We start from the raw sequence: 20,018 nt of genomic DNA, 5'->3' as shown, positions 1-20,018 counted from the left end.
CGGATGAGCGTGAACGACCAGGACGCGACCGTGAACGGCCGGACGACACCGGATGCACCTGATTGGTGGATCTATCGGGGCACCGGCAGGCCGATCCACGACATCGACCTCGCGCAGATTCTTCCCGCGCCGCCACCGTGGCGTTCTTATCGCGGTGACCCGCCGCCGGAGCACGACGTGCCGCCGCCGGACGACGGTGAGGCGGAGCGCAGGCTCGGCACCGCGTTCACGCTTTCCGAGCAGGATGTGGACGCCGGCGAACTCAACATGGTGAACGCCGCGCTGTACCTGCGGCGTCCGCTGCTCGTCACCGGGAATCCGGGCACCGGGAAGTCGAGCCTCGCCTATCGGATCGCGAGAGAACTCGGTCTCGGCCGGGTGCTGCGCTGGGCGATCACCAGTCATACCGCGCTGAGTTCCGGGCTGTACGGCTACGACGCGATCGGCCGGGTCCAGGCGGCGGCGACCGAACAGGCGCAAACCGGTGAAGAAGCGGAAGAGCCACCGATCGGGGATTTCGTCCGGCTCGGCCCGCTGGGCACCGCGTTCCTGCCCGGCAGGCTGCCTCGGGTACTGCTGATCGACGAACTCGACAAATCCGAAGCCGATCTGCCCAACGACCTGCTGTCGATCTTCGAAGACGGCGAATTCACCATCGAGGAACTGGCAAGGGCACGCAACCGCCACCCCGAAGTCACCGTGCACACCGCCGACCCGCAGCGCACCGCCATCGTCCGCGACGGCCGGATCGCCTGTCGCGCGTTCCCGGTCATCATCATGACCAGCAACGGAGAGCGGGAGTTCCCGCCCGCGTTCCTGCGCCGGTGCCTGCAATTGCGGATCGAGAACCCGGATCACGACCAGCTCGCGGCGATCGTGGCCAGTCACCTGGTCGGCGAGGACGGCGAGCACCGCGACAGTCTCATCCGCGAGTTCGCCGAACGGAGCAAGGCCGAAGGCGGCCTGCCCACCGATCGGTTGCTCGATGCCGTGTACCTGGCCACTTCTGGCGCCTACCAGCCGGATCAGGAGGCATGGCCGCGGCTGGTGGACGCCCTCTGGCAAAGACTGACGGTGCGGTGACATGGGTGGGCCGGGCGGTGCATCCGACTCGCGCTCCGTCCCGGTGGCGGAGCGGCGGCCCCCCTTTCCCAAGGGGGGTAAGCGGTTCGAGTTCGAGGACCTGAGCTGGACCGATGTCGCGGACATCGTGTGGCTGGCCGCGGCCATCGAGCCGAGGCGCACCGGCGGCGAGCCCGATGCCGCCGAGAAGCCGGAGCCGGCGTCCGGCGAAAAACGAATTCGCAACGCGCCCTCGGACCGCGGGGAAGTCCCCCCGCTCCCCGAACCGGGGCAGTCCGTGGTTCCGGAATCTTCCTCGTCGAGCGGGAGCGACGGCCGCGTCGTCGAACTGGAGGCGGTCCCCGCTGAGCTGCCCGAACCCGCGGTGGACGGCACGGGACCCGGCGGAGTGGTACTCCTCGAATCGCTGGAGTACTTCCGCGCGCTGAGAACGTTGAAACGGGAGACGCCTTCGCAGCGACATAACAACGTGGTCCTGGACGAAGTGGCGACCGCCGTCCAGGCCGCGGAGACTGGACGGTGGTGGCCAGTCACCCGATCGAAAAGAGAGCGCTGGCTGGACCTGACGCTCGTCCTCGACAACGGTCCGTCGATGGCCTTGTGGCGGCCACGGGTGTCCGCGTTTGTCGAATTGCTCCGGCAAGTGGGTGCTTTCCGCAGTATTCAGGTCCGTCTTTTGGAAACCGCGAAAGACGACGGCCAGGAGGAGCTCGTTCTCCGTGGTGGCACGCCTGGCGCCCCGGCCCGCGACCCGAACGAGATCCTGGATTCGTCGGGACGGCGCGCGGTATTGCTGCTGACCGACGGTGTCGGGGACGCGTGGCAGAAGAAGGACGCGCTGTACCCGATGCTGGCGCGCTGGGGCCGGACGATGCCGGTGAGTATCGTGCATCTGCTCCCGCAATGGTTGTGGGGGCGCTGCGGCATGAGCCCGCACAAGGCCCGGTTGAGGGTCCCGAACACGTTGGCCCCCAACGGACGCTGGGTTTGCGACCTGGCGGACGCCTGGCTCGAGCCCGGCTCGAAAGTGCCCCAAGAGGCCGTACCGGTGCCGGTGCTCGAAATGCGGCCGCGGTCGCTCGAGTGGTGGGCCGGGCTGATGACCGGCGAAAACGCCGCCGCCGTCGAAGGCACGGTCGTGCTCACCGCGGAACAGTTTTCCCGGGTTGATTCCGTTGACCGGTCGGTAACTTTGTCACCCGCCGAAAGAGTACATAGATTTCGCAGTGTTGCGTCGCCGCCAGCGCTACGCTTGGCACAGTTGCTCGCGGCGGTACCGGTCCGTCTCGACGTGGCGAAGCTGGTGGGACAACGGTTCGTGCCGGAAGCAGGACTTGAGCACCTCCTGGAACTTCTGCTTTCAGGCATCCTGTACGCTCCCGGCCTTAGGGAAGGGAAGACCACTTGGGACACAGGTGGGCTATTCGCATTTCCCGAGGCGGTCCGGGAAATGTTGCTCAGTGGCGCGCGAAGGTCGGAAACGGCCAGTGTCGTTCGGGTGGCGGCCACTCACCTAGGTCGAAGGATTCCGCTGCTCGGTCACCTCCGAGACGCTATTGCCGACCCGAACAACACGCCGGATCCGGTGCTCACACATGAGTCCTCGTCTGACGTCGAACTGGAGAGCGTTCTCATGCGCGCGCTGTCCGGGCCGTACCTGTCTCGCGCGGACCGGTTGCGGAACGTCGTTCAAGGGCGGAGCCCTGTCCTGCCCTCCCTTGAACCGAGACTGAATAAGACATCCAAGACTGTGAGCCCCAAGATGCCTGAGACGGCCGAACGTCCACCTGCCTCGACTGCTGCGATACAGGGGCGCTCGTCCTATCTCGGTGACCCCGAAGCGAATGAGCCGACGACCAGGATCACCCACCCCGCCGCGTCGGAGACATCCCGGAACTTCCCCGCCCGCCAACCCGACGACCCGCCACTGGTATTCGGGAACGTCCCGCCGCGTAACCCGAATTTCACCGGTCGCGACGAACTCCTCGACCAGCTCACCAAACGGTTGAGCAGCGGCACCACCGCCGTGCTCCCTTCGGCGCTGCATGGTCTCGGAGGTATCGGCAAGACCCAGATGGCCACCGAGTACATTTACCGGCACCTCCAGGATTACGACCTGGTCTGGTGGATCGACGCCGCGCACACCACGCAGATCCGGGCCGGTCTCACCGAACTCGCCGGGCTCCTCGGCCTCCAGGGCGCGGCTGAGGCCAACGTCGCGGTACCGGCGGTGATCGAGGCGCTGCGGACCGGACGGCCGTTCCGCCGCTGGCTTCTGATCTTCGACGCGGCGGAGAGCCCGGAGACCGTGCTGCCGTTCTTCCCGCGCAACGGTCCCGGCGAAATCCTGATCACCTCTCGGAACTCCGACTGGGCAGGCATCGCGCGCCCGTTGGAGTTGGCGGTGTTCAAGCGTGAGGAAAGTGTCGAACTGCTCGGGCGCCGCGGCCCGGAGATCGACCCGGGCGACGCCGACGAACTCGCGGAGAAGCTGGGCGATCTGCCGCTGGCTGTCGAGCAGGCGGCGGCTTGGCGTGCGGTGACCGGAATGCCGGTGCAGGAGTACCTGCGCTTGTTCGACGAGTCTGTCGAGGAGATCCTCGATACCGCGTCGGCGCCTGACAACGAGGTTTCCGTCGCCGCGGCGTGGAATGTTTCGTTCGAGGAGCTCAAGACCCGTAATCCGGCGGCTCATCAGATCCTGCACATCTGCGCTTTCTTTTCCCCGGAACCGATTTCGCGTGACCTGCTCACCGGAGTCAGCCGGGTGTCGATTTCCCCGGAGCTCGACGCCGCGCTGCGCGACCCGATCAAGCTGGCTCGCGCCATCCGTGACATCAACCGATACGGCCTCGCGAAGATCGACCACGGCAACAACACCCTTCAGCTGCACCGGCTGGTACAGCTGGTCCTGCGCAACCGGGTCATGGCCCGGCAGGTGCACGCGCGGATGCAGCACGGTGCACATCAACTACTCGCCGCGCTGGACCCGAACGACCCCGATTCCAGCAGGCACTGGTCGCGCTACCGTGAACTGCTGCCGCACGCCTATGCGGCGAATGTGCTGAACTGCGACGACGACTGGCCGCGTCAGCTCCACATCAACCTGATGCGCTATCTGTTCGAGTACGGCGACCACGAAGAAGCGGCCCGGCTCGGTCTCGAAGCGCGGGAGAAGCTCACCGACAACCTTGGTCCCACACATCCGCAAACACTCGAAGTCTCGTCGAGGCTGGGGCTCTACCTGTGGGCGATCGGCCGGTACGCCGAAGCCGCGGAACTCAATCAGCGCACACTCGCGTTGCGCCTTCAGGTGTCCGGTGAAGAGAACGAGGAGACCTTCGCTCTCCAGCTGAACATCACGATCGATCTCCGGGCACAGGGTGACTTCGCGGCGGCGACCAAGCTGAGCGAAGAGATCTACCACAAGGCCAAGCGTATGTTCGGTGAAGACGACCCGGAGACGCTGAAAGCCGCGTACCAGCACGCGATCAGCCTCCGGCTGACCGGTGCCTACCGGGCGGCGGCGGAATTGGACCAGGACACCCTCAACCGGCGGATCGAGGTCCTTGGCCGTGACCACGTCCGCACTTTCGGCGTCAACAGTTCGCTGATCGTGGACCTGCGCGAGGCTGGGGAGTACGGCAAGGCCCGGGTCCAGCAGGAACGGCTCACGGAAAACTTCTACGCCCGGTTCGGCGCGGACCAGCTGGACGCGGCGGCCAACTCGTTCCTGCTTTCGGTGGCGAGGCGCAAGGACGGCGACCATCCCGGCGCGCTCAACCTGTCCACCGACGCACTCAGGCGATTCAGGCTCGCCTACGGTGACGACCATTCCGTCACGATGGCTTGCGCTCTCGCCCACTCGATCGATCTCCGTCACTCGGGCGATCTGGCGGCTGCCAGGAAACTGGGTGAGGAAACGTTCGAGCGGTACCGGAGTGGTCTTGGTGAACACCATCCGCACACCCTCGCCGCCAACGCCGACCTCGCGGTGACCTTGCGGCTCATGGGCGACCCCGCGGCCGCCCGCGTACTCGACGAGCGTGCTCTCGAGCACTTCCGCGCCACCATCGGCCCGGATCATCCCTATGCCATCATCGTCACGATCAACCTGGCGAGTGATCTGTCGGCGTTGGGCGAGCTCGACAGGGCGGTCGAATTGGGGCGGGACGCGGTCGAACGTGGCACGCAGGTACTGGGGGAGGAACACCCCACGGTACTGGCGGCATCCTTCAACCTCGGCCAGGACCTGACCGCTCTCGGCTTGGACGAGGAGGCCGCGCCGTTACGCGACCCGATCCTGGTGAAGTATCGCCGGGTTCTCGGCGAGGCCCATCCGGGAACGCAGGCAGCGGGCCACGGTACGCGCGGCGACTGTGACATCGACCCGATGCTGATGTAGCTCAGTCCGGTACGAGTTGCCCGATCCACGAGGCGAGCTGTTCCACGGTCGGTGGCCGGGGAACAGCTCGCAAGGGCCGGTGCACCGCGCGGACGAGTTCGGGGCAGCGCAGCAGGGCACGGGCGGCCGGGTGTGGGCCTCGCGCGGACAGGGCGAGGCCCAGCCCGACCAGGGAAGCCGGGCGGTCCGGATCCGTGGCGAGTTCCTCTCGGTAGCCCTTGATGGCTTCGAGGAACTCGCCTGCGGCGTAAGCGAAATCCGCGGTGGTGGCACCGGGCACCGCGGGCGGCGGTCCATCCTGGGACAGGGGCGTGTCGCTGACGGCGAGCCGGATCAGGTCTGTCCGGGCGTGGGACCAGCTTCCGTCCGGTACCGGCGTCGGGGGGAGGTCGGTCGCATCGAGGGTGACCGGTGGCCTTGACCGCCCGCTCGACCAAGCGGCCGCCAGGCCGGCGACCACGCACGGATCCGGACGCAGGTGTCGGGCGCGCCAACCCGCGAGATGATCCCGGCCTGCCGCCGCGGCCAGTTCGCTCGCCTCCACCGGAACGGGCTCGTCCTGCCAGGGGCCGAGGCGTTCGGCGACGCTGTCGAGGAACCGGCGTCCGGCGTCGGTCAGTGTCGCGTCCGCGCGCAGGACCCGGAGCGTGCGCCATGTTTGCTCGCGCCAGTACGCGAACTCGAAGCCAGAGCGCCGGGGGCTCTGACCGGCCTTTGCCAGCGCACGCCAGAAGGCCGTGACACCGAAGAAGGCGTAGACCCCTTGCAGGGCACCGCTCAGAGGTCTCGGGTCATCGCGCCAAGCCACATAAATGCGTTCCCGCGGATCCGGCTCGGACAACTCGACCAGGTGCAGCAGGCCGCCGAGCACGATGTGCTGGAACTCGTGGATAAGGCTCTCGGCGAGGGACGCGCCGTCGGCGGGAAGACCGACCACCGCACTGCCGAACGCTTCCCCGGTCGACGCGCTCGGGTTCCGGAAGAGCACCTGGGGTTTCGGTACCAGCGAGGCCAAACCCACCGGCATGATGCGGGCAAGGCCGGGCAGATGGCCGGCGATCAGACGGCATGCCTCGTCGATCAGCCGTTGCCAGGCTGCCAAATCCTTAGCCGGCAGCCTTTCCGGCGGTACCGGCTCGTAGAGTCCGCGATAAGGATCGAGGTCGTCCAGTCGTAGCGAGAATCGGTGCGCGCCGACCTGGCTCCGCACCCGCCGGATTCCCCACCAGCCAGGGCCGTCGGAGTCGGGCGTGCTCGGCAGGCGGACCGTCGTTTCGGCGTTCGACACGAAGTACCGGCCGTTCACGCCTCGCACGACGGCCGAAGAAAAGGGTGCGGCACCGGGAAATCTGGCCATCCCCAGTGAAGGGAGCATGGCGTTGCCGTGCCACGCCGGGATGGCGGTCTCGAAGTCCAGTTCCGCCCGGATCGCCGCGGCCGCCGCGATCGCGTGTGCGTGCCCCAGGTGCATCCACAGTGGACCGACTCCGTCGATTCCGTTGCGTAGTAAGCGGGTCGTATAACCTGCCCAGCTCCCGGTGTAGGGATTGGTGAGTATCCGGTTGACCGCCCGAGGTGCTCTTGCTTCGGCACGTGCAAGGAGTTCCCAGGCGGAATCCAGCGGTGGCAGGGGGCCCGAATGCTCCGGAAGCTTGGTGGCGTCGGTCAGTAACGTGTGGATCAATAGTTTGCGCCGGCTCCGCTCGGCACGTCGCAGACGGCGAGCCATGTCCTCTTCGCCGTCAAGGCGTGCGAGTGCGTCGAAGTCCCGCCACGACAAGCGGTGGAACGCGGGACGAGCCTCGGCCGGTGGCGGCATCAGTCGATGCGCTCACCGGCCCCGTTGGACCCGCTTCTGTAGCGCGCGCGGACGTTGGTGGTGCGTTCGACGACGTGGTGCGCCGAATGCCGGAAGGCTTCACTGTCCAGATCACGTAACGCGGTGAACGAGACCGCGTCGAGATCGATCAACGTGGATTCGATGTCCGGTTCCGTGCTTGCCGAGAAAGAACTCATCGTGCCGATTCCCTCCACCCCGTGAAACGGTTGCGAGAGTTGAACCTTGACCAGGATAGCCGAGATTTCACGACTGTTCAGGCCTCTTCTGCTGGTGGCGGCCGTCCGGCGGCCAATTCTCGGAGTGCGCGAGGGCGGGTGATGGTGACGCGCTGGCGGGCGGTGTGCACCACGCCCAGCCGCCGGAGTTCTTCGAGGCCGCGGATCAGCGTGCTGCGGGAGACACGGGCGAAGCCCGCCAGCTCCCCTTGATTGAAATGGAGAGTGACCTGTTTCTCGTCCGTCCAGTCGTGGGCGTGCTGGAGGGCCAGTTCCAGGAGCACCGCCGCGAGGCGTTGCGGGAAATCCGGCCCGCCGGACTCGAGACGCAGCCGATCGGACTGTTGCAGCCGGATCGCCGCGGTACGGAAGATCTCCTCGGCGATACGCGGCCGGTCGCGCAGCACGCCGAGGAATTTCTCTCTCGACACGACAAGGGTGTGCACCTCGTCGATCGCCGACATGGTGGCGGAACGGGGGAGTCCGCTGATCGGCGCCACTTCGCCCACGATTTCCGCCGGGCCACGGGCGGCGAGCGGGGCGTCTTCGCCGCGATAGTTGGTGGCGCTGATCTTCACCCAGCCGCGCAGGACGACGAACATGCTCGTGGGCGGGCTGCCCTGGAGGGCGAGGATCTGGCCGGGGCGCCACACCTTCAGATGGCCCGCGCCGCGGAGAGCGGACTGCTCGGCGGGCGTCAGCCGTCGCCAGATCCCGTACTCGGCCGCGGAGGAATCGGTCATCCTGGCGCCGTCGGGCCCACGGGAATCGGATCGGCGCTGTGTTCCATATGACGCATCAGTCACTCCCCCGACTCGTCAGCATGGTCAGTGGGCAGAACGACCCGGAAGTTTCGAACCGCAACCGGTAATTGTGCCAGGCGAGAGGTGACTTCACCAGGCCTCGGCCCGGCGACGGGGGAGGATGTCATGCGCAGTGCCGAAAGTGTCATGGGACGGCCGAAGGATCACCGCCACGAGCCGGCCGGAGAGAATCTGCGGACGCCCAAGGCGTTCGGGCGAAGACCGGCGTTCTTCGCGCCGCACCCGCCGCTGATGTCCGGCGGGTGGTATCAGGGCGCCGATCACGAGGTCACCGGCCCTGGCCGGTACCCGGTTCCCCGTCCGCCTGCCAAGTCCGTGAAGGCGGCTTTGTTGTGGGCTCTGTTCTTGGGGCCTTTGGGTCTTTGTTACGTGTCGCCCGTCGGCGGGCTGATCGTGACGGCGATCGCGGTCACGGTGATCACCTTCGGGGGAGCCTCGATGGTGGCCGTGATCTGGCCGCTCGTCATGGCGCTCTCGCTGACGGCCTTGTCCCGGCGCTCCGGGAACGGGAAATGAGCGTCCGGCCGATCTCGGCCGGATGAACCGGGTGGGGGCCGCTCAAGGGGGGCGGCCCCCACCGCGGTGTCGTCATCCGAAAGTCGCGTCTTGTTGCTCCGATCATGCAGCCCACAGGCGGAACCCTTGTACCGAGTAGGCGACTATGTTTCCATCTGCTCGATAGTCGGACCAAAGGTGCAGTTTCGAACACAATCGAACGGGTTCAACGCAATTCCTGGAGGGCTCCGTGCGCCGTCGTACCCTGCTGAAGGCCGCTGGTGCGGCATCCGCCTTCACCTTGCTCCCGGAGAGTGTCCGGCAGGCGCTCGCCGCGGACGCGCCGGCGGGCGGGCTCGACGTCATCGAGCACGTCGTGGTGTTCATGCAGGAGAACCGGTCGTTCGACCACTATCTGGGGACGCTGCGCGGCGTCCGGGGCTTCAACGATCCGGCCGCGATCAAGCTGCCTTCGGGGGCGTCGGTCTTCCAGCAGCCCAACGGCTCGGGAACCTTGCTTCCCTATGCGATCGACGACCAGTTCATGGCCGACGTCGACCACAGCTGGTCCGGTGGGCACCGGGCGTGGAACAAGGGCCGTCACGACGCTTGGTGTGGCGTCAAGGGCGTCCGGTCGCTGACCTATCACACGCGGTCCGCGCTGCGGTTCTATCACGAGCTGGCCGACGCCTTCACCGTATGCGACGCCTACCACTGCTCGGAACTGGGACCCACCAACCCGAACCGGATGTACCTGTTCACCGGCAAACTCGGCTTCGAGCCGGACGGCACGACCCGCGCCATCGGCAACGACGCCTGGCAGAACCCGGGGCACACCGGCTACACCTGGAAGACCTACGCCGAGCGCCTCCAGACGGCGGGCCGCAGCTGGCGGGTCTATCAGGAATGGGACAACTACGGCGACAATTCGCTGGACTACTTCAGCAGTTTCCTCGCCGTCGGCACCAAAGCGCTGTCGAAGGTGAAGGACTCCGCGGGAAAGGCCTTCCCGAAGCTGGAGTACTTCTACTACGCGCTGGACTCGGCCTCGGCGGCCGAACGGACACGGTTGCTCAACGGCCTCGCGGCGGGGGTAGCGACCCTGACCGCGACCGAGCGTGCCCTTTACGATCGCGGGCTGGCCCGGGTCGCGCCCAAGCAGTTGCTCAGCGCCTTCAAGTCCGACGTCGACACGGGCAAGCTGCCGTCGGTGTCTTGGATCGTCGCGCCGGAGTCGCAGACCGAGCATCCCGCGTGGGGTCCCAACACCGGCGCGGATCTGGTCAAGTCGATCCTCGACACGATCGCGTCGAAACCCGCGGTGTGGAACAAGACGCTGTTCCTGCTGACCTACGACGAGGACGGCGGTTTCTTCGACCACGTGCCGCCACCGGCTCCACCCGCGTCTGACGACGAAGGCAAGAGCTCCGTGGCGACGACCGACGAATTCGTCTCCGGTGAGCCGATCGGGCTGGGTGTCCGGGTGCCGATGTTCGTCATCTCGCCGTGGAGCCGGGGTGGGAAGGTGTGCTCGGAGGTCTTCGACCACACCTCGGTGCTGCGGTTCCTGGAGCGGTGGAGCGGGGTCGGCGAACCGAACATCTCGCCGTGGCGGCGGACCGTCTGCGGCGATCTGACGTCGGCGCTGGACACCACGGCGCCGAGCGCCACCTATCCGGCGCTGACCAAACCGGTGCCGACGAGCGGACCGTGGAACACCCAGCCGCAACCGCCTTCCGTGCAGAAGCCACCCGTGCCGGAGACCGGGGTCCGGACGGCGCGGCCGTTGCCCTATCAGGTGACGGCGTCGGGGCGAGTGACGGCCGAGCGGTTCTGGATCGACTTCGCCAACACCGGATCGGCGGGCGCGCACTTCTACGTCTACGCCACCGCGCACCGGACCGACGGGCCGTGGCGCTACACCGTCGGCGCCGGGGCGACGCTGTCGGACTACTGGCAGGTGGGCTCCCCGGACGGGGCGTACGACCTCACCACGCACGGCCCCAACGGTTTCGTGCGGCGGTTCGCGGGGAACCGGATCACCGCGACCACCGCGGGAAAACCGAATCCGGAAGTCGTGCTGCGGCCGGGTTCCGGCGTCGTGTACCTGAAGATGACCAATGCCGGCGCCGGGTGCGAGCTGACCGTGCGCACCGGCAACCGGGGCGGCGGACCGTGGACGTACTCGGTCGCTCCCGGTGCGACGGTCGAGGACTGGTTCAGCACCGAAGGCGGAATGAGCGGCTGGTACGACCTGACCGTTCAGGGGCCCGACGGTTTCCTGCGCCGCTTCGCAGGCCATGTCGAGACCGGCGCCGAGACTATCAGCGACCCGGTCATGGGCTCCGGGCCGCTCGCGGCCACCGTCCGCTCGGCCGACAGCCAGGAGACCGCGGGCGAGTCCGGTGCCGCCACGAACGCCGTCGACGGCAACCCCGCCACCCACTGGCATACCAAGTGGTCCGGCGGGGAGGACCCGTTGCCCCACGAACTGCACCTCGATCTCGGGGCGGCCCGCACCGTCACCGGCCTGGCCTACCTGCCGCGCCAGGACGGCTCCGCCCACGGCCGTGCCGGCGGCTACGAGGTCTACTTGAGCGCCGACGGTTCGGCCTGGGGGAACCCGGTCGCCACTGGGACCTTCGCCGACGACGCCGTCCTGAAGACCCTTCGCTTCTGGCCGGCAAGGGCCCGCTACGTTCGCTTCCGCGCCCTCACCGAGGCGGGCGGGCGCGGCCCGTGGACGTCCGCGGCGGAGGTCACCCCGCTCGGCTGGACTTGATCTTTCGGGCAGAATTCGCTGTCTTAAAGGGAAAGATGCGTGACGACCGACGAGGTTGCTTTGGTGAGAGCAGCGTCATCGTGACACATCTGTCCCGCCAGTTGATGAGCCACTTTGCGCGTGCCGTCAAGGGAATCGCGGTATGCGCCGCCGCGCCCACCCCGCAGAGCCGGAACCCGAAACCGTCAGCCACCGAGCGACAGGAGGGGTCGGGCGGCAATCCTCGTTGCGTGACAACGGATCTGGCGGATCTCCCTGTGCTGCGCCAGGATGCCGCCACGCATCCGGGAACCTGCGTCAACGGAATCCTCGCCGATCCGCTGTGACGTCGTGAGCGGTACGGGCGGTTCTGGGGGCCTCCTTGCCTACCCTCAGGGTAGGCAAGGAGGCCTTCACTACCTGTGTGACAGTCACATGCGGCGGCGGTCATCCCGGGTGTCGCGAAAGCCACTTTCGCGACGTCTGATGTCCCGAACGTGGCTTTCGCGACACGGCCACTGGTCATCTGCGCACTAGTGGCGTCTCTTGTATCATGGGCTTGATACAAGGGAGGCTGATCGTGCCGTTCGACAACATCGTGGCCGTGGCCCTGTTCATGGGCCTGTTCGGGCTGCTGATCCTGGTCTTGCTGTGGCCGGGCGAAAAGCAGGGCAAGAAGGTGCTGCGCCGATGGGGTGTCGACGATCCCTCGCCGTCCGACGTCGCCGAAGCCGTGCGTTATCTGCGACGCCGCCGGTTCTGGTACCCCTGGCTGTTCCTCGGGTTGCCGGTGCTGGCCGATCTCGCCGGAGTGCGCGGCGACACCACGTCGTTCTTCCTCGCCACCCTGCTCATCGGCGCGCTGATCGCCGAGGTGCTGGCTCAGCGGCCGCGAAAGAGCGCTCGTCGTGAGGCAGGGTTGGACCGGCGTGGGGTGCGCGGGCTCATTCCCGTCTGGGGTCTGGTCACCTACGCGGCGATCGTCGCGGCGGCGGCCGCCTGGCTCGTGGTCCATCGTTGGTGGGGTTTGCTCGGGGTCGCCGTGGCCGTCTCGGCGGTCACCTGGCTGGTCATCCTGCTCGCGGTGCGCCGACCGTCCACAGGGGACAGTGTGGCGGACGGCGCGCTGCGGGTCCGCAGTGCCAGGGTGGCCGCGGGGCTGGGCCTGGCCGCCACCGTGACACTGACGATCCCGGAGGTGACGAACCTGGTTTCGTGGATCCTGGTCGTCGCCGGGTTCGCCGGCTGGTTCAACCTCGCTCACCGATCGCGGGCCGAAACCGCCTGATGTCGCTCAAGGTCGTCGTCGACACGGATCTCGGGATCGCGCCGTGGCGGCAGGTCCGGGATCAGATCGTCCGGTTGATCACCACCGGCGCGCTGGCGCCGGGCACCCGGCTGCCGCCCATTCGGCAACTCGCCAGGGATTTGGCGCTGGCGTCGGGCACGGTGGCCCGGGTGTACCGGGAGCTGGAAGAAAGCGGCTGGGTGAGCACGGCTCGCGCCAAGGGGACGGTCGTCGCCGAAGCCGCCGACCGTCCCGGCAAGGCCGATCTCCTGCGGGCCGCGGCGGACGAGTACGCCCGCGCGGCTCGTGAACTCGGCGTCGATCCCGGCGACGCGTTGGACGCTGTCGCCGCCGCGCTGGACTGAGTCACTCCAAAGACGTGTCACCGAAGTGTTCGAGCAGCAGGCGGGCTTCGTCAACCGGATCTTGACCGAACGCAGGTCGTCGCTGTCGCGCACCCGCTCGACAAGGCCCTTGGTCTCCATGCGGTCGATGCGATTCGTGATCGCCCCTGAGGTGACCATCGCGGCCTTGAGGAGCGCGCCCGGTGTCAGGCCGCCCGGTTCGCCGGATCGGCGGAGTGTGGTGAGTCGGCTGGCCAGAGCTTGTCGTCGAGGTCCGGGCGCTCGCCACGGCCGCCGGGTTCCTTGTGCTCGGCCAGACCCTCACCGGCTGGCAGCTCACCGGATTCGCCATCGCCCTCACCGCACTGACGCTCAGTCAAACACTCGCCCGGCCGGGTCGCGCAGAAGTTCGGCGAGTTCGGTGACGGTCGGGTGGTCGAACAGGACGCGCGCGGGCAGCTCCAGTCCGGTCAGCTCACGGAGCCGGGTACGCAGGTCGATGACGGCCAGCGAGTCCAGTCCGAGGTCGGTGAACGGCTTGTCCTCGGGGATGGCGCCCGGATCCGGGTGGCCGAGAACCTCGGCGAGTTCGACGCGAAGCAGGTCTCGCAGTTCCTGTTCCGACGGCTGATCCGGCCAGCGCCGATTCGACGACGGCGGCGACAGTCTCGGTGCCCGTCCGCTGATTTCGGCGATCGGGGGCAGGCCGGTGGCAGAGGGGTCGAGCCGGGCGGCGATCAGGACCGGTTCGGCGTGCCCGATCGCGGCGTCGAACAAGGCAAGCCCCTGCTCCAGGGTCAGTGCGGCCACACCGGAGGCCTGGATGCGGTGCCTCGCCGCGTCGGGAATCTGGGCGCCCAGCCCGATTTCCAGATCCCAGAGGCCCCACACGATCGACGTCGCGGGCAGGCCCTCGGCCCGCCGTCGGACGGCCAGCGCGTCGAGATAGCGGTTGGCGGCGGCGTAGTTCGCTTGCCCGGCATTGCCGAAAGTGCCTGCCAGTGAGGAAAAGAGCACGAACGCCGACAGCGGAAGACCCCGGGTGGCCTCATGCAGGATCCGGGCTGCGTCGGCCTTCGGGCGGAACACGGTGTCGAGCCCGGCGGTCGTCTGCGCGGTCAGCGCGGCGTCAGCGACGACAGCGGCCGCGTGCACCACGGCGGTCAGCGGCGGGTCGCAGGTGTCGACCAGATGCCGGACGACGTCGGGATCGGCGATGTCGCCCTCGGCGATCCGCACGTCGGCGGGCAGCTGACGGAGTTCTTCCGCGCCGGGCGCGGCGGGGCCGCGGCGGCTGACGAGCAGCAGGTGCCGGACACCGTGCGCGGACACGAGATGCCGCGCCAGTGCCCCGCCGAGCGCGCCGGTGCCGCCGGTGATCAGTACGGTGCCCGCCGGATCGAGCGGCCGGGTGGAGGCGGGCGCGGTCCGGGTGATCCGCAGCGCGTGCGGCACACCGTCCCGGATCGCCAGTTGGGGTTCCGGGTTGCCTCCGACGAGTTCGCGCACCTTCTCCATGGACACGTCGGTACCGGCTTCGACCACGGTGACCAGGCCACGGTATTCGGTCGAGGCGGCGGTTCCGAGCCCGAAGATCGCCGCCCCCGCCGGATCGGTAGCGTCGCGGGTGACCACGACACTGCGTTCTCCGCGTGGGAGCGTGTCCTGCAACCCGGCGAGCACGGTCCGGACGTCTTCGTCGCGGGCGTCGACGATCCGGACATCGTCGGCGCGTGCCGCCGGCACGGGGATCCATCGCGGGCGGTACAGCATCGTGTTTCCGGCGGGCAGCGGCCGGGTGAGCAGGGATTCCACGAGCGCGAGCGGTGCTCCGGTGGGGTCGTAGAGTTCGACGCGGACTTCGCCGGGGCCCGTCCGTACACAGTGGACTCGGGCTCGGCGCGCGGCCGGGGCGAACACGTGGACACCGCCCCAGAGGAACGGAACGCGCGTCTCCGCGTCCGGCGGCTCGGCCAGTGCCACGGTGTGCACGGCGGCGTCGAGCAGCACGGGGTGCATCTCGAAGCGACCGTCGACACCCTCGGGGAGCACGACGTCGGCGAACAGCTCGTCGCCGTCCCGCCACAAGCCCGTCACCGCGCGGAAGGCGGGACCGTAGTCGCGGGCCGCGTAGGCCCGGCTCAGGTCGACCGGTTCGGTGGCGGGAGGCGGCCACTCGCCTTTCCACGGCAGCGCGAAGACGTCGGACGGCCGCAGGCGGCCCGTGGCGTGCCGTGTCCAGTCGCCGGAATCCTTGGCGTAGATGTCGATACGGGGCCCGTCCACGACCACCTGGAGTGCGACGTCCTCGGTCCGGTCGAGCCGCAGCGGTGCCTCGATCGTCAGCTCGGCCACACTCTCTTTGCCCGCGTGCAAGGCGATCTCGACGAAAGCGGTCGCGGGGAACAGGGTCGCGCCGCCGACGACGTGGTCGGCGAGCCATCCGTGCGTGCGCACCCCGGCCGAGCCGCCGTGCACGATCCTGGGCGAGTCGGGCGCGACCAGCGCCGGTCCGAGCATCGCGTGCCCGGCGCCCGCCGGGCTCCGGCGCGGTTGCGGGTCGAGCCAGAAACGCTCGCGCTGGAAGGGATAAGTCGGCAGGTCGACTCTCCGGGCACCGCTGTCGGCGAACACCGATCGCCACGAGACGGGCACTCCCGCGGTGTGAAGTTCGCTGACCGCATCCAGTGCCCCGCGTGTTGTGTCCAAAGTGGACACTGTTGGGAGTACCGCTCCGGCGGCTCTGCTGAGCACGGCCGACGGCCCGATCTCCAGGCAGATCCCGGTTCCCGCCGCGGCCACGGTGTCCAGCGCGTCGGCGAACCGGACCGTGTCCCGGGCGTGCCGCACCCAGTGCTCCGGGCCGACGTCGGTGATCGCGCGGCCGGTCAGCCCGGAGATCAGGGTGCTCTCCGGGCTCCGGTAGGTCAGCTTCGCGGCGACCTCGCGGAATTCGGGGAGTATCGGATCGATCAGCGGCGAATGGAACGCGTGGCTGACGCGCAACCGGGTCGAACCCGGCCACTGGGCCGCGATCGCTTCCGTTACGCCCTCGGTTCCGGACAGGACAAGGGATCGGGGGCCGTTGACCGCGGCGATCGCCACCTGGTCGGCGAATTCCCCGACCAGCGGCGCGACCTCGCTCTCGGCCGCCCTCACCGCGATCATGACGCCTCCCGGCGGCAAGGCGGCCATCAGAAGGCCACGCGCGGCCACCAGAACCCCGGCGTCTTCGAGGGAGAGCACGCCGGTGACGTGCGCGGCGGCGATCTCCCCGATCGAATGCCCGGCGACGACACCCGGCCGCACACCCCAGGATTCCAGCAGCCGGACCAAGGCGACCTCGAACGCGAACAAGGCGGACTGCGCGTGGTCGGTGCGGTTCAGCAGTTCGCCGCCGTCGAACGCGACGTCACGGACCTGGCCGCCCAAGGCCTGGCAAGCCGCGTCGAAAGCCTTGCGGAACACCGGGAAAGCGGCCGACAGCTCTTTTCCCATCCCCGCGCGCTGCGCGCCCTGTCCGCTGAACAGGTACGCCGCCGTCGCCGGTGCGCGCACGGTCCGGCCGCGGCGTTCACCGGTGGCGAGAGCACGCAGGGCGGTGAGGTCGCCGGACGGGACCATCGCGCGGTGCTCCAGCGCGGTGCGGGTGGCGAGGGTGAACGCGACGTCGCTCGCGTCCCGGCCGCCCGCCGTCGCCAGCAGCCCGGAGGCGACCGCGCGCAGGGCGTTGTCGTCGGCCGCGCTCAGCAGCCACGGCGCGGGGAGAGACGCCGGACGTCCGGACTCGATCGGCGGTGGCGCTTCCGAGACGAGAACGTGCGCGTTGGTACCGCCGATCCCGAACGCGGACACCCCGGCGTGCCGGGTTTTCGTTCCTGTCCGCCATTCCTGGGCTTCGGCGAGCAGGCTCACCTCGCCGGCCGACCAGTCGACGCGGGGACTCGGATCGTCCGCGTGCAGCGACGGCGGCAATTGCTCGTGCCGCAGCGCTTCCACCATTTTGATCACCCCGGCCAGTCCCGCCGCCGCCTGGGTGTGCCCGATGTTGGCCTTCACGGATCCGAGCCACAGCGGCCGGTCACGTCCGGAATAGGCGGCGATCAGCGCCTCCGCCTCGATCGGGTCGCCGATCGGGGTGGCGGTGCCGTGCCCTTCCACGGCGTCGACGTCCGCCGCCGACAGCCCGGCGTCGGCCAGCGCGGACTCGATCACCGCGCGCTGCGCCCGGCCGCTCGGCGCGGTCAGCCCGTTCGACGCCCCGTCGGAGTTGACGGCCGAACCGCTCACCAGTGCCAGCACCGGATGCCCGTTCCGGCGAGCGTCCGACAGTCGCTCCAGCAGGATCACACCAGCGCCCTCGGCCCAGGCCGTGCCGTTCGCGCCCGCCGCGTAGGAGCGGCAGCGCCCATCGGGGGAAAGGCCGCGCTGGCGGCTGAATTCGAGGAACGTGCGCGGCGTCGACATCACCGTGGCGCCACCGGCCACGGCGAGCGAGCACTCCCCGGCCCGCAGCGCGCGCACGGCCCAGTGCAGCGCGACCAGCGAAGAGGAACACGCGGTGTCGACCGTGATCGCCGGACCGGTCAAGCCGAAGGTGTAGGAGATCCGGCCGGACGCGAGGGCGTGCGACGACCCGATGCCCAGCCGTCCTTCCAGCTGATGCCCCTCGAAACGGCTGGCGTAGTCCTCGTGCATCACCCCGACGAACACACCGGTGTCGCTGCCCCGAACCGTGGCGGTGTCGAGACCGGCGCGTTCGAACAGTTCCCACGACGTCTCCAGCAGCAGCCGCTGCTGCGGGTCGGTCGCCAGTGCCTCGCGCGGCGACATGCCGAACAGGGCGGGGTCGAAGTCCGCCGCGTCGTACAGGAAACCGCCGCGGCGGGTGGTGGAACCGCCGATGCGGTCGGGGTCCGGGTCGTACAGCGCGTCCAGGTCCCAGCCGCGGTCGGCAGGGAAGTCGCCGGTGGCGTCGACCCCGCCTGCCACCAGGTTCCACAGGTCCTCCGGCGAGGTCACGTCACCGGGGAACCGGCACGCCGTCGCGACGATGGCGATCGGTTCGTCGATCCGAGCGGTCGCGGTCGCCGTCGCGACGGGCCGGATCTCCCCGGACAGCAACCGTTCCAGTTCACCGATGACCGCCGCCGCGGTCGGGAAGTCGTAGACGAGCGACTGGGGAAGGTCGAGACCGGTCGCGTCGGCCAGCCGGTGCCGCAGGTGCACGCCGCCCACGGACGTCAGGCCCAGTTCGGCGAACGCCCGGTCGCGCCAGCCCTCTCCGAGGTCGCACAGTTCGGCGATCTCGTCGCGCACGAGGGCTTCCACGTCGTCCGGCCGGGGGATCCGCAAGGCTTTCCGCGTCGCTTTTCCCGACGGCGTCCGGGGAAGCCGCTCGACCCGGTGAAAAGCGACCGGAACCTTGAAGGGGGAGAGCCGCCGGCGGCACAGACGGCGCACCTCGTCGAGGTCCAGCTCGCCGGATCGGGGGACGAGGAACGCCACCGGCACCGAGCCGAGGACCCCATCGGGTCTTCCCGCCACGAGGACGTCGCCCACCTCCGGGATTTCGGCGATGACCGCCTCGATCTCGGTCGGGTGCACGTTCTGGCCGCCGCACACGATGACGTCGTCGACCCGGCCGTCGACCGTGAGGCGTCCTTCGGCGAGCCTGCCCGCGTCACCGGTCCGGTACCAGCCGTCCTCGCCCTCGACGCCCGGTGCGACCCCGGGACCCCGCACCTCGATCTGCCCGTCGACGATGCGGATCTCCATGCCCGGCAAGGGAGTCATGTCGTCTTCGCCGGGGATCTGGGCGGCGATCTTGCCGCTGGTCTCCGTACTGCCGTAGCCGTCGAGGACGGGGATGTCGAACAGTTCCCGGACCGCTGCCCGTGCCGACGGAGTGCAGGGCGCGCCCCCGGACAGGCACAATCGCGGAGCGGGGAGCGGGCCCTGAACCTCCTGCCGCAGGTTCAGGAAGGTCGCCGGGGTACCGGCGAGGACGCTGCCGGGATACGCCGTGAGCGCTCCCCGCAGATCGCGGTCGACGATCCTCGTATGCGTGCCCAGCGCGATCGTCCCGACGAAGGCCTGCGACAACGCGTACGCGTGGTGCAGCGGAAGCGGCCACAGAACGGTGTCGGCGTCGGAGATCCCGAACATCGGGCCGTAACAGGCTGCCGACGACCACAAGAGCGCCCGTTGCGTCGTCAGCACGCCTTTGGGGCGGCCGGTGGTGCCCGAGGTGTACAACAGCCAGGCGGGTTCGTCGAGATCGAGGTCGTCCCTTGGCTCGCCCTGTGCGGGAAGCTCGTCCTCGATGAACACTACCCGCAGTTGTGGCCGCTCCGCTTGGAGTTCGCGCGCGGTCGCCGCGTGCCGGGCTTCCGTGATCAGCAGACCGGCGCCGGAGTCGCCCACGATCCGCGTCAATTCCGTGACCGTCGACCGGGCGCTCGCCGGAACACCGATTCCGCCCGCCCGTGACACCGCCAAACAGTATTCGGTGAATTCCACCCTGGCGCCGAGGTGCAGCAGAACCCGGTCGCCGCGGGCGATTCCGAGCCCGGTCGCCAATCGGCCGCTCGAATCCAGCAATTCACCGAAAGTCAGGGTCCGGTGCTCGTCGGTGAACGCGGGCCGATCGCCCGGCTGTTCCTTCAGCAACGTCACCAACGGCCGCAGCAGCCCGCCGCGAATCTCGGTCATCGTTCGAAGGTATAGCCGCGGCGCGTTACGGCGGTTGCCCGATCGGGCA

At 68.8% G+C, this 20,018-nt stretch carries 12 protein-coding genes and 1 pseudogene; 7 read left to right on the top strand and 6 right to left on the bottom strand.

Translation table 11 applies throughout. The features are described from left to right. The first annotated feature begins 3 nt into the window (after positions 1–3). The gene (locus tag ACLARN_RS10875) at positions 4–1,083 is read left to right on the top strand and encodes an AAA family ATPase (RefSeq protein ID WP_409491204.1); all 1,080 of its coding nucleotides are present in this window, start codon (positions 4–6) and stop codon (positions 1,081–1,083) included. A 1-nt stretch (position 1,084) separates the two neighbouring features. Next, the gene (gene fxsT, locus ACLARN_RS10870) at positions 1,085–5,488 is read left to right on the top strand and encodes an FxSxx-COOH system tetratricopeptide repeat protein (protein WP_409491203.1); all 4,404 of its coding nucleotides are present in this window, start codon (positions 1,085–1,087) and stop codon (positions 5,486–5,488) included. Between the two features lies 1 nt (position 5,489). Here fxsT and ACLARN_RS10865 read toward each other — a convergent pair whose 3' ends face one another. The 3 genes from ACLARN_RS10865 to ACLARN_RS10855 all read right to left on the bottom strand — a co-directional run bounded on the left by ACLARN_RS10865 (position 5,490) and on the right by ACLARN_RS10855 (position 8,286). Continuing rightward, a complete protein-coding gene (locus ACLARN_RS10865; RefSeq protein WP_409491202.1) occupies positions 5,490–6,959 on the bottom strand; it encodes an aKG-HExxH-type peptide beta-hydroxylase in 1,470 nt (489 codons plus the stop codon). 347 nt (positions 6,960–7,306) lie between these two features. Further along, the gene (locus ACLARN_RS10860) at positions 7,307–7,504 is read right to left on the bottom strand and encodes a hypothetical protein (RefSeq protein WP_409491201.1); all 198 of its coding nucleotides are present in this window, start codon (positions 7,502–7,504) and stop codon (positions 7,307–7,309) included. 77 nt (positions 7,505–7,581) lie between these two features. Further along, entirely contained in the window at positions 7,582–8,286 is a 705-nt protein-coding gene (locus ACLARN_RS10855; protein WP_409491200.1) for a Crp/Fnr family transcriptional regulator, read from the bottom strand. A 186-nt stretch (positions 8,287–8,472) separates the two neighbouring features. On the opposite strand from ACLARN_RS10855, the gene ACLARN_RS10850 reads away from it, so the two are divergent. The 5 genes from ACLARN_RS10850 to ACLARN_RS10830 all read left to right on the top strand — a co-directional run bounded on the left by ACLARN_RS10850 (position 8,473) and on the right by ACLARN_RS10830 (position 13,276). After that, positions 8,473–8,883, top strand: coding sequence for a hypothetical protein (locus tag ACLARN_RS10850; RefSeq protein ID WP_409491199.1), 411 nt, complete (start codon positions 8,473–8,475; stop codon positions 8,881–8,883). Between the two features lie 229 nt (positions 8,884–9,112). Then, positions 9,113–11,644 carry a phosphocholine-specific phospholipase C gene (locus ACLARN_RS10845; RefSeq protein ID WP_409491198.1) on the top strand — a complete coding sequence of 844 codons (2,532 nt, stop codon included), beginning with the start codon at positions 9,113–9,115 and terminating at the stop codon, positions 11,642–11,644. 35 nt (positions 11,645–11,679) lie between these two features. Beyond that, entirely contained in the window at positions 11,680–11,970 is a 291-nt protein-coding gene (locus ACLARN_RS10840) for a hypothetical protein (RefSeq protein ID WP_409491291.1), read from the top strand. 233 nt (positions 11,971–12,203) lie between these two features. After that, positions 12,204–12,911, top strand: coding sequence for a hypothetical protein (locus tag ACLARN_RS10835; protein ID WP_409491197.1), 708 nt, complete (start codon positions 12,204–12,206; stop codon positions 12,909–12,911). After that, positions 12,911–13,276, top strand: coding sequence for a GntR family transcriptional regulator (locus tag ACLARN_RS10830; RefSeq protein ID WP_409491196.1), 366 nt, complete (start codon positions 12,911–12,913; stop codon positions 13,274–13,276). Before ACLARN_RS10835 ends, ACLARN_RS10830 begins: the two co-directional genes overlap by 1 nt. Positions 13,277–13,399: 123 nt before the next feature. Here ACLARN_RS10830 and ACLARN_RS10825 read toward each other — a convergent pair. The 3 genes and pseudogenes from ACLARN_RS10825 to ACLARN_RS10815 form a co-directional block, all read right to left on the bottom strand. Continuing rightward, positions 13,400–13,465: pseudogene (locus ACLARN_RS10825) on the bottom strand (MarR family transcriptional regulator); the annotation flags it as partial. Next, positions 13,462–13,635: a hypothetical protein gene (locus ACLARN_RS10820; protein ID WP_409491195.1), complete on the bottom strand. Its 174-nt coding sequence runs from the start codon at positions 13,633–13,635 to the stop codon at positions 13,462–13,464. The pseudogene ACLARN_RS10825 and the gene ACLARN_RS10820, both read right to left, overlap by 4 nt. Continuing rightward, entirely contained in the window at positions 13,628–19,969 is a 6,342-nt protein-coding gene (locus tag ACLARN_RS10815; protein WP_409491194.1) for an SDR family NAD(P)-dependent oxidoreductase, read from the bottom strand. Before ACLARN_RS10815 ends, ACLARN_RS10820 begins: the two co-directional genes overlap by 8 nt. Between the last annotated feature and the right edge of the window lie 49 nt (positions 19,970–20,018).

It is taken from the genome of Amycolatopsis sp. cmx-11-12 (genome assembly GCF_046269425.1).
Lineage (GTDB): Bacteria > Actinomycetota > Actinomycetes > Mycobacteriales > Pseudonocardiaceae > Amycolatopsis.
Note: the sequence above shows the minus strand (reverse complement) of the source record. Positions and strands in the feature narration are given on the sequence as shown.

What these genes read in the sequence shown, in the direction of transcription:
- ACLARN_RS10840 (WP_409491291.1), top strand. Translation starts at nt 11,680, where the DNA reads ATGCGTGACGACCGACGAGGTTGCTTTGGTGAGAGCAGCGTCATCGTG.
- ACLARN_RS10830 (WP_409491196.1), top strand. Translation starts at nt 12,911, where the DNA reads ATGTCGCTCAAGGTCGTCGTCGACACGGATCTCGGGATCGCGCCGTGG.
- ACLARN_RS10855 (WP_409491200.1), bottom strand. Translation starts at nt 8,286, where the DNA reads ATGACCGATTCCTCCGCGGCCGAGTACGGGATCTGGCGACGGCTGACG.
- ACLARN_RS10860 (WP_409491201.1), bottom strand. Translation starts at nt 7,504, where the DNA reads ATGAGTTCTTTCTCGGCAAGCACGGAACCGGACATCGAATCCACGTTG.
- ACLARN_RS10865 (WP_409491202.1), bottom strand. Translation starts at nt 6,959, where the DNA reads ATGCACCTGGGGCACGCACACGCGATCGCGGCGGCCGCGGCGATCCGG.
- ACLARN_RS10850 (WP_409491199.1), top strand. Translation starts at nt 8,473, where the DNA reads ATGCGCAGTGCCGAAAGTGTCATGGGACGGCCGAAGGATCACCGCCAC.
- fxsT (WP_409491203.1), top strand. Translation starts at nt 1,085, where the DNA reads ATGGGTGGGCCGGGCGGTGCATCCGACTCGCGCTCCGTCCCGGTGGCG.
- ACLARN_RS10875 (WP_409491204.1), top strand. Translation starts at nt 4, where the DNA reads ATGAGCGTGAACGACCAGGACGCGACCGTGAACGGCCGGACGACACCG.
- ACLARN_RS10815 (WP_409491194.1), bottom strand. Translation starts at nt 19,969, where the DNA reads ATGACCGAGATTCGCGGCGGGCTGCTGCGGCCGTTGGTGACGTTGCTG.